Here is a 6819-nt window from a genome sequence, read left to right on the forward strand (position 1 = left end):
GACGCGGCCGCCCCACGCCGGAAAGATATGGATCAAGGCAAGCAGCCTCGGTCATAGTGCAGGGCAAACAAACCGACCGGAGGATCGCCGATGACCGCCAACCCCGTCCTGTGGACATCAGATGAGCGCGGCGTCGCGACCGTCACCTTGAACCGTCCCGAGGTCAACAACGCCTATGACGGCGCGCTGATCGCGGGCGTGCTCGCGGCCATGGACGATCTCGGCAACAAGCGGAACTTGCGCGTCGTCGTGCTCCGGGGCAATGGCAAGCATTTCCAGGCCGGCGCCGACCTCAAATGGATCAACGGCGTGCGGCCGCAATCGACTGAAGCGAACGAGGCGGCGTCACGAGCGACCTTCGAGGCCGTGCAGCGGCTCAACACGCTGCCGGTTCCGACGGTCGCGCTGGTGCAAGGCGGCTGCTTCGGTGGCGGCACCGGCGTGATCGCGGCCTGCGATGTCGTCATCGCGGCCGAAAACGCGCTATTCTCGATCACCGAGGTGCGCTGGGGCCTGACCGCGGCGATCATCATCCCCCAACTTTGCGACGCCATCGGCGTGCGCCAGGTCCGCCGGTACGCCCTGACCGGCGAGCGCTTCGGCGCCGAGGACGCCCGCCGCATCGGCCTCGTTCACGAGGTGGTGCCGCTCGCCGATCTCGAAGTCGCCGGCGCCAAGGTGGTCGAGCAGCTGCTCGCCAACGGGCCGGAGGCGATGGCCGAGACCAAGCGCCTCGCGCTGGAAAGCTCGTTCGGCGGCATGGCGGTGGACGATGCCGCCTACAAGCGGCTCGTGCACCTGCATTCGGTCAAGCGCCAGAGCGCAGAGGCGGCGGAAGGGTTGGCGTCGTTTGCCGAGAAGCGTGCGGCGAATTGGGGCGGCGGCAAAGGTTAGGCGTTAGCAGCCGCGGCAGATGTTGTTGATGCTGCGATAGACGGCGTCGTCCTCCTGCCGCAGCTGCCGCAGTGTTTCGAGTGTCTTGCTCTCATCGGTCGCCGGTGCAGGCTTGCGCTTGGCCGCCAGCTCGTCCTCCTGCCGCTTGTAGCAGGCCTCGCGATCGACCTTGGCCTGGATGAAGCGGCAGTTCTGCTCCAGGGCTGCGGCGGGAGCGACTGAGATCAGCAGGGCGATCAAAGCGGGGAGGGGAAATTTCATAAGCGTCGAGTCCATGCTGGCACTTCTGTCAGGTCCGTCATTCCCGGGCAACCGTCTCGAGGCAAGCATGTAGCCCGGATGGAGCGGAAGCGAAATCCGGGGCCGGTGTCCCCGCATTCCGCTGCGCTCCATGCGGGCTACGGCGCGCCGCAAGGCTCACAGCGACGTCGCCAGTGACGTTTTCAGCAGCGTGAGCAGCGCCTGCACCGCGGCGGCGTTGCGGCGCCGTTCGGGAATTGCGGCCTTCACCCACAATTCCGGAATCGGGAAATCGCGCAGCACCGGCTTGAGGCTACCGTCACGCAAGGCATCCGCGACGAGATAATGCGACATCAGCGCGATGCCGTTGCCGGCGATGGCGCTGCGCGCCAGCACATGCCCCTCGTTGGAGGAAAGCAGCGGGCTGACCTGGATGCTGATGCGGCCACGCGGTCCGTCGAAGACCCATTCGGGGCCGGTCGGCATGAAGCTGAGGCAGCGATGCTCGACGAGGTCGCGCGGATGTTTTGGCGTGCCATGCTTCTTCAAATATGCTGGTGAAGCGCAGAGCAGCCGCTTCAACGGGCACAGCGGCTCGTCGACCACGCCGCCGAAGGAATGCGGGAAGGCGCCGATGGCGATGTCAAAGCCTTCGGTGACGGGATCGACCGGGCGATCGATCAGCACGATCTCGAGCTTCAGCCGCGGGTTCTGGGTCTGGAACGCGCTGAAGGCGTCGGCGAGACGCGCCACAGTCAGCGAGGTCGGCGCCTTGATGCGGAGGTGATCGACGAGATCGTGGCCTTTCTCGCCCATGCGCGAGAGCAGGTCGGTGGCGTCAGCCACGACGCCGCGCGCGCGATGCACGTAGCGCTGTCCGGCCTCGGTCAGTCGCAACTGCCGGGTCGAACGGTGAAACAACGGCGTGCCGATGCTCGCCTCCAGTTGCGTGACGCGCTTGGCGACGACCGAGGTCGAGACATCAAGCTTTCGCGCGGCGGCGGAGAAGCCCGCCGCATCCGCCGTGGCGAGGAAGGCTTGCAGGTTCACGAGGATGTCCATGGCGACCTTTCTCGATACGCGAAAGCTGATCGCGTATTTTGGTGGATTGTAGCCCGGCGCGCGCTAATTCATAGTTGTCCCAACCAAGAGATTTTGGGAGCGGACGCGCCATGCGGGCCACGATGATCGAAGAACCGGCACGACAAGTGCCGCTCTATGGCGAATACGAAGTCGTCGTGCTCGGCGGCGGCCCCGCCGGCATTGTCGCCGCGGCCTCAGCCGCGCGCGCCGGGCGGAAGACGCTGCTGATCGAGCGCTATGGCTTTCTCGGCGGCATGGGCACGGCGGCCGGCGTCACCAATTTCTGCGGCCTGCATGGCAATGTCCATGGCGAGCACCGGCGGCTGGTGCAGGGCATGGCGTCCGAGTTGCTGGCGCGGATCGATCGGCTCAACGGTCTCAATGCGCCGCACCTGATCCTCGGCAAGGTCTTTGCACAGGCCTATGACACCGCCGCCTACAAGATCGCGGCCGACGAGCTGCTTGCCAGCCACAAGGTGAACATCCTCTTCCACGCGCTCGGCGCCGGCGTGGTGATGGGCGATGACCGCCGCATCGACGCGCTGATGGTCGAGACCAAGGCCGGCCGGCAGGCGGTGCGCGCCGAAATCTTCATCGACTGCTCCGGCGACGGCGATCTTGCGGTCTGGGCCGGTGCGCCGTTCGAGATCGGCGACGAACAGGGCCATCCGATGTATCCCTCGATGATGCTGCGTCTCAACGGGATTGATCCCGCGAAGGCGGGCGATGCCTGGCGCACCATTCCGCAATTGATGGAAAAGGCCATCGCGGCCGGCACCCACACATTCCCGCGCAAGAGCGCGATCGTGCGGCCGCAAAAATCCGGCATCGAATGGCGGGTGAATTTCACCCAAGTGGCGCGCGAAGACGGCCATGCCGTCAACGGCGTCGAGCCCGACGATCTCACCCGCGGCGAGATCGAGGGCCGCAAGCAGGCGCTTGCCGCGTTCGAATTCCTGCGCACCGTGCCGGGCTTCGAAAAGTCCTACATCGTCGACCTGCCGCCGCAGCTCGGCATTCGCGAGACCCGCCGCATCAAGGGCGGCTATCAGCTCAGCGGCGAGGACGTGCTCGGCTGCGCTTCGTTCGAGGATTCCATCGGCGTCAATGGCTGGCCGATCGAGGCCCATGTGCCCGGCGACGTCGTCTTCACCTTCCCGCCGATCCCGGAATCGCGCGGCTATAACGAGCTGCCTTATCGCATGCTGGTGCCCGAAGGCGTCGACAATCTCCTGGTCGCCGGCCGCTGTGCCTCGATGACCCATGAGGGCCAGTCGGCGGCGCGGGTCTCCGGGGCCTGCTTCGTGATGGGCGAAGCCGCCGGTTCCGCCGCCGCGCTGGCGCTGTCCGGAAACCGGATCCCGCGTGACATCCCCGTTGAAAAATTGCAGGAAACGTTGAAACAACAGGGCGCCTTCATCGGGCGGGACGAGATGGTGCCCGAGGGCCTGTAGCGGACGGCAAGAACGACCAAGAGCACCACTGGAGGAAACGGGATGATCGGGATTGCGCGGCTCGCGCTAGTGGGCCTTTTGGCGATCATGGCGATGAGCACGGCCAGGGCCGAAGACGCGCTGAAGGCGAAGATCGGCGTGCTTCGTCTGTCGTCCTCCGCGCCGGTCTTCATCGCCCAGGACAAGGGCTATTTTCGTGAGGCTGGCCTCGAGGTCGAGCTGAAGTTCTTCGATGCGGCGCAGCCGATCGCGGTCGCCACCACCTCGGGTGACGTCGATTTTGGCATCACCGCCTTCACCGCAGGTCTCTACAATCTCGCCGGCAAGGGCACGCTGAAGGTGATCGGCGGCATGAGCCGCGAGAAGGCCGGCTATCCCCTGATCGGCTATTTCGCCAGCAACAACGCCTACGCCGCCGGGCTGAAGACGCCGAAGGATCTTGCCGGCAAGCGCGTGGCGGTGACGCAGGTCGGGTCAAGCTTTCACTATTCGCTCGGCCTGCTCGCCGACAAATACGGCTTCAAGCTTACGGACGTGAAGATCGTGCCGCTGCAATCGCTGTCGAATGCGGCGGCTGCGCTGAAGGGCGAGACCGTCGACGCCGCTCTGCTGCCGATCTCCACCGCGCGCAAGCTGATGGACGAGGGCGGCGCAAAATTTTTGGGCTGGGTCGGCGACGAGACGCCGTGGCAGCTAGGCGCCGTGTTTGCTTCGCCGAAGACGCTGACCAACAAGGTGCTGGTGACAAAACTGCTCGGCGCGCTCGCGAAGGCCGACCGCGAATATCACGACGTCATTCTCGCCGCGATGAAGGACGGCGTCGCGCCGATCAACGACAAGACGAAGCCGCTCTTGGAGATCATTGCCAAGTACACCAATTTGCCGGTCGAGCAGGTGGTCGGCAATTGTGCCTATATCGACCCCGACGGCAAGCTGGACGTGAAGAACGTCGACAACCAGATCAAATGGCTCCAGGAGCAGGGCTTTGCCGACAAGGGCTTTGATGCCAACGCGATCATAGCGAAGGACTATGTGAAGGCGGATTGAATGCTGGGCGCTCTACTCTCACCCCGTCATCCCCGCGCAACGGCGAAGCCGTTGTCGCTGGAGGTGCGCGACTTGCGGTCTTCCGCAAGTCGCGCCTCGAAGGATGCACGGCCCGGATGCCGCCGGGACGACACTGAGGCCGTAACATGGATCTGATCGCCAACCACATCTGCCACCGCTTCGGCGATCTCGCCGTGCTCGACGACGTCTCGTTCACGGTCAGTGCCGGCGAGGTGGTGGCGATCGTCGGTCCCTCCGGTTGCGGCAAGAGCACGCTGCTGTCGATCCTTGGCGGCCTGCTGCAGCCGAGCTCCGGTGCGCCCGAGTTGCGCGGGACGCCGCCGACGGACAGCCTCAATCCGCTGACCTTCGTGTTCCAGGATTTCGCGCTGCTGCCATGGGCGACGGTCGAGGAGAACGTCGAATTCCCGCTGCTGCATACCCAGCTCTCGGCGACGCAGCGCCGCGCGCTGGTCGACGATGCGCTCCGCCGCACCGGCCTGACCGATTTTCGCAAAACCTATCCAAAACAGCTCTCCGGCGGCATGCGCCAGCGCGTCGGCATTTCGCGCGCGCTGGCGGTCAAACCTGCGATCCTGCTAATGGACGAGCCGCTGTCAGCGCTGGATTCGCAGACGCGTGAGCTGTTGATGGAGGATTTCGTTAGCCTGCTCGCCGATGGTGGCATGGGCGCGGTCTATGTCACGCACAATCTCGAAGAGGCGGCGCGGCTCGCCGACCGCATCGTGGTGCTGTCGCGCCGGCCCGGGCGTATTCGCGAGGTCGTGACGGTGCCGATGACGCGCGCCGAACGCGGCGAGACCGCGGCGCGTGAAAAGCTGCTGGCGCTGCAGAACCAGATCTGGTCGCTGATCCGCAATGAGGCGATCGATGCCGAGCGCGAGGTCCAACATGCTTGATCGGGCCTTGGCGGAAACATCAGCGAAGGACGAGGCGACCCGGCGCGTCCGCTTCCGCGGTGCGGGCTTCGTGCCTGCGTCGAGCCGTTTTGGTGGCTGGATCGCGCTCGCGCTCGTCATTGCAATCTGGCAGGCCGCCGGCACCCTGGGCCTTGTCAATCCGCTGTTCCTGCCGGCGCCGTCGGCGATCGTGCGCGCGATCTACCAGCTCGCGATATCAGGCGCGCTCTGGCAGCACGTTTCGGCCTCGCTGCTGCGCATCGGCGTCGGCTGGCTGCTCGGGACTGCGGCCGGCGTCGCCGTCGGCTTCGCCATCGGCCTGTCGCGGCTCGCGCGCAGCGTCGGCATCACCTTCATCTCGGCGCTGTTCCCGATCCCCAAGATCGCGCTGCTGCCGCTGTTGATCCTCTGGCTCGGCATCGGCGAAGAGCCGAAGATCGCGACCATTGCGCTCGGGGTGTTCTTCTCGACCGCGATCTCGGTCTATAGCGGCGTCGATGCGGTGCCGCGCAACCTGATCCGCATGGCGCAGAGCTTCAACGTTCCGTTTGCGACCATCGTGCGCAAGTTGATCTGGCCCGGCGCGCTGCCCGCGATCCTCGCCGGCTTCCGTATCACCGCCTCAGTCGCGCTTCTGCTCGTCGTCAGCGCCGAAATGATCGGCGCTCAATACGGCATCGGCGCGTTCGTGCTCCAGGCCGGCAATCTGATGCAGACCGATCAGCTGCTCGCGGGCGTGGTGATCCTATCGGTGTTCGGGCTTGCGGTGGGGAAGCTGATCGGCTGGCTGGAGATGCGGCTGTTGCACTGGCGGTGAGGCATTCTCCGTCATTGCGAGCGCAGCGAAGCAATCCAGGGTCTTTCCACGGTGACAGTCTGGATTGCTTCGCTGCGCTCGCAATGATGGGATGGACGGCCCCCGAACGGCATCGGTGTGCCAGACTGGTGATGTTGAGTCGAACCAGACAAAGGGAGCCGTCCATGACGAAGATTAGCACGATTGGGGTTGATCTGGCGAAGAACGTTTTTCAAGTCCACGGGATTGACGCGTCGGGAGCTGTGGTGGTGAGGCGCCAGCTCAAGCGAGCCTCGGTCGAGAAGTTTTTCGCACAGTTGCCGCCGTGCCTGGTGGGCATGGAGGCTTGCGGCAGCGCTCATCATTGGGCGCGCGTGATCGGCCG

At 65.2% G+C, this 6819-nt stretch carries 7 protein-coding genes and 1 pseudogene; 6 read left to right on the plus strand and 2 right to left on the minus strand.

What is annotated here, in order from left to right:
• The first annotated feature begins 90 nt into the window (after nt 1-90).
• On the plus strand, nt 91-894 hold the full coding sequence (locus BLV07_RS31055) for an enoyl-CoA hydratase-related protein (protein WP_091893549.1): 804 nt from the start codon (nt 91-93) through the stop codon (nt 892-894).
• 3 nt (nt 895-897) lie between these two features.
• On the opposite strand, the gene BLV07_RS31060 is transcribed toward BLV07_RS31055, so the two are convergent.
• Together BLV07_RS31060 and BLV07_RS31065 are read right to left on the minus strand one after the other, a co-directional pair.
• Nucleotides 898-1170: a hypothetical protein gene (locus BLV07_RS31060; protein ID WP_091893551.1), complete on the minus strand. Its 273-nt coding sequence runs from the start codon at nt 1168-1170 to the stop codon at nt 898-900.
• A gap of 141 nt (nt 1171-1311) precedes the next feature.
• Nucleotides 1312-2196: a LysR family transcriptional regulator gene (locus tag BLV07_RS31065; RefSeq protein ID WP_091893553.1), complete on the minus strand. Its 885-nt coding sequence runs from the start codon at nt 2194-2196 to the stop codon at nt 1312-1314.
• Nucleotides 2197-2306: 110 nt separating this feature from the next.
• Between BLV07_RS31065 and BLV07_RS31070 the strand changes: the two genes are divergently transcribed.
• The 5 genes and pseudogenes from BLV07_RS31070 to BLV07_RS31090 all read left to right on the plus strand — a co-directional run.
• Nucleotides 2307-3671: an FAD-dependent oxidoreductase gene (locus BLV07_RS31070; RefSeq protein WP_091893555.1), complete on the plus strand. Its 1365-nt coding sequence runs from the start codon at nt 2307-2309 to the stop codon at nt 3669-3671.
• A gap of 42 nt (nt 3672-3713) precedes the next feature.
• Nucleotides 3714-4718, plus strand: coding sequence for an ABC transporter substrate-binding protein (locus tag BLV07_RS31075; RefSeq protein WP_091893558.1), 1005 nt, complete (start codon nt 3714-3716; stop codon nt 4716-4718).
• A 146-nt stretch (nt 4719-4864) separates the two neighbouring features.
• Nucleotides 4865-5638, plus strand: a complete 774-nt coding sequence (locus BLV07_RS31080; protein WP_091893560.1) for an ABC transporter ATP-binding protein — start codon at nt 4865-4867, stop codon at nt 5636-5638.
• Nucleotides 5631-6455 carry an ABC transporter permease gene (locus tag BLV07_RS31085; protein ID WP_176945874.1) on the plus strand — a complete coding sequence of 275 codons (825 nt, stop codon included), beginning with the start codon at nt 5631-5633 and terminating at the stop codon, nt 6453-6455. The genes BLV07_RS31080 and BLV07_RS31085 overlap by 8 nt, the downstream gene beginning before the upstream one ends.
• Before the next feature lie 164 nt (nt 6456-6619).
• Nucleotides 6620-6819, plus strand: a pseudogene (locus BLV07_RS31090) (IS110 family transposase); the annotation flags it as partial.

It is taken from the genome of Bradyrhizobium sp. Rc2d (assembly GCF_900099855.1).
Lineage (GTDB): Bacteria > Pseudomonadota > Alphaproteobacteria > Rhizobiales > Xanthobacteraceae > Bradyrhizobium.

Coding starts and splice junctions, on each gene's coding strand:
- BLV07_RS31060 (WP_091893551.1), bottom strand. CDS start 1,170: ATGGACTCGACGCTTATGAAATTTCCCCTCCCCGCTTTGATCGCCCTG.
- BLV07_RS31075 (WP_091893558.1), top strand. CDS start 3,714: ATGATCGGGATTGCGCGGCTCGCGCTAGTGGGCCTTTTGGCGATCATG.
- BLV07_RS31065 (WP_091893553.1), bottom strand. CDS start 2,196: ATGGACATCCTCGTGAACCTGCAAGCCTTCCTCGCCACGGCGGATGCG.
- BLV07_RS31055 (WP_091893549.1), top strand. CDS start 91: ATGACCGCCAACCCCGTCCTGTGGACATCAGATGAGCGCGGCGTCGCG.
- BLV07_RS31080 (WP_091893560.1), top strand. CDS start 4,865: ATGGATCTGATCGCCAACCACATCTGCCACCGCTTCGGCGATCTCGCC.
- BLV07_RS31070 (WP_091893555.1), top strand. CDS start 2,307: ATGCGGGCCACGATGATCGAAGAACCGGCACGACAAGTGCCGCTCTAT.
- BLV07_RS31085 (WP_176945874.1), top strand. CDS start 5,631: ATGCTTGATCGGGCCTTGGCGGAAACATCAGCGAAGGACGAGGCGACC.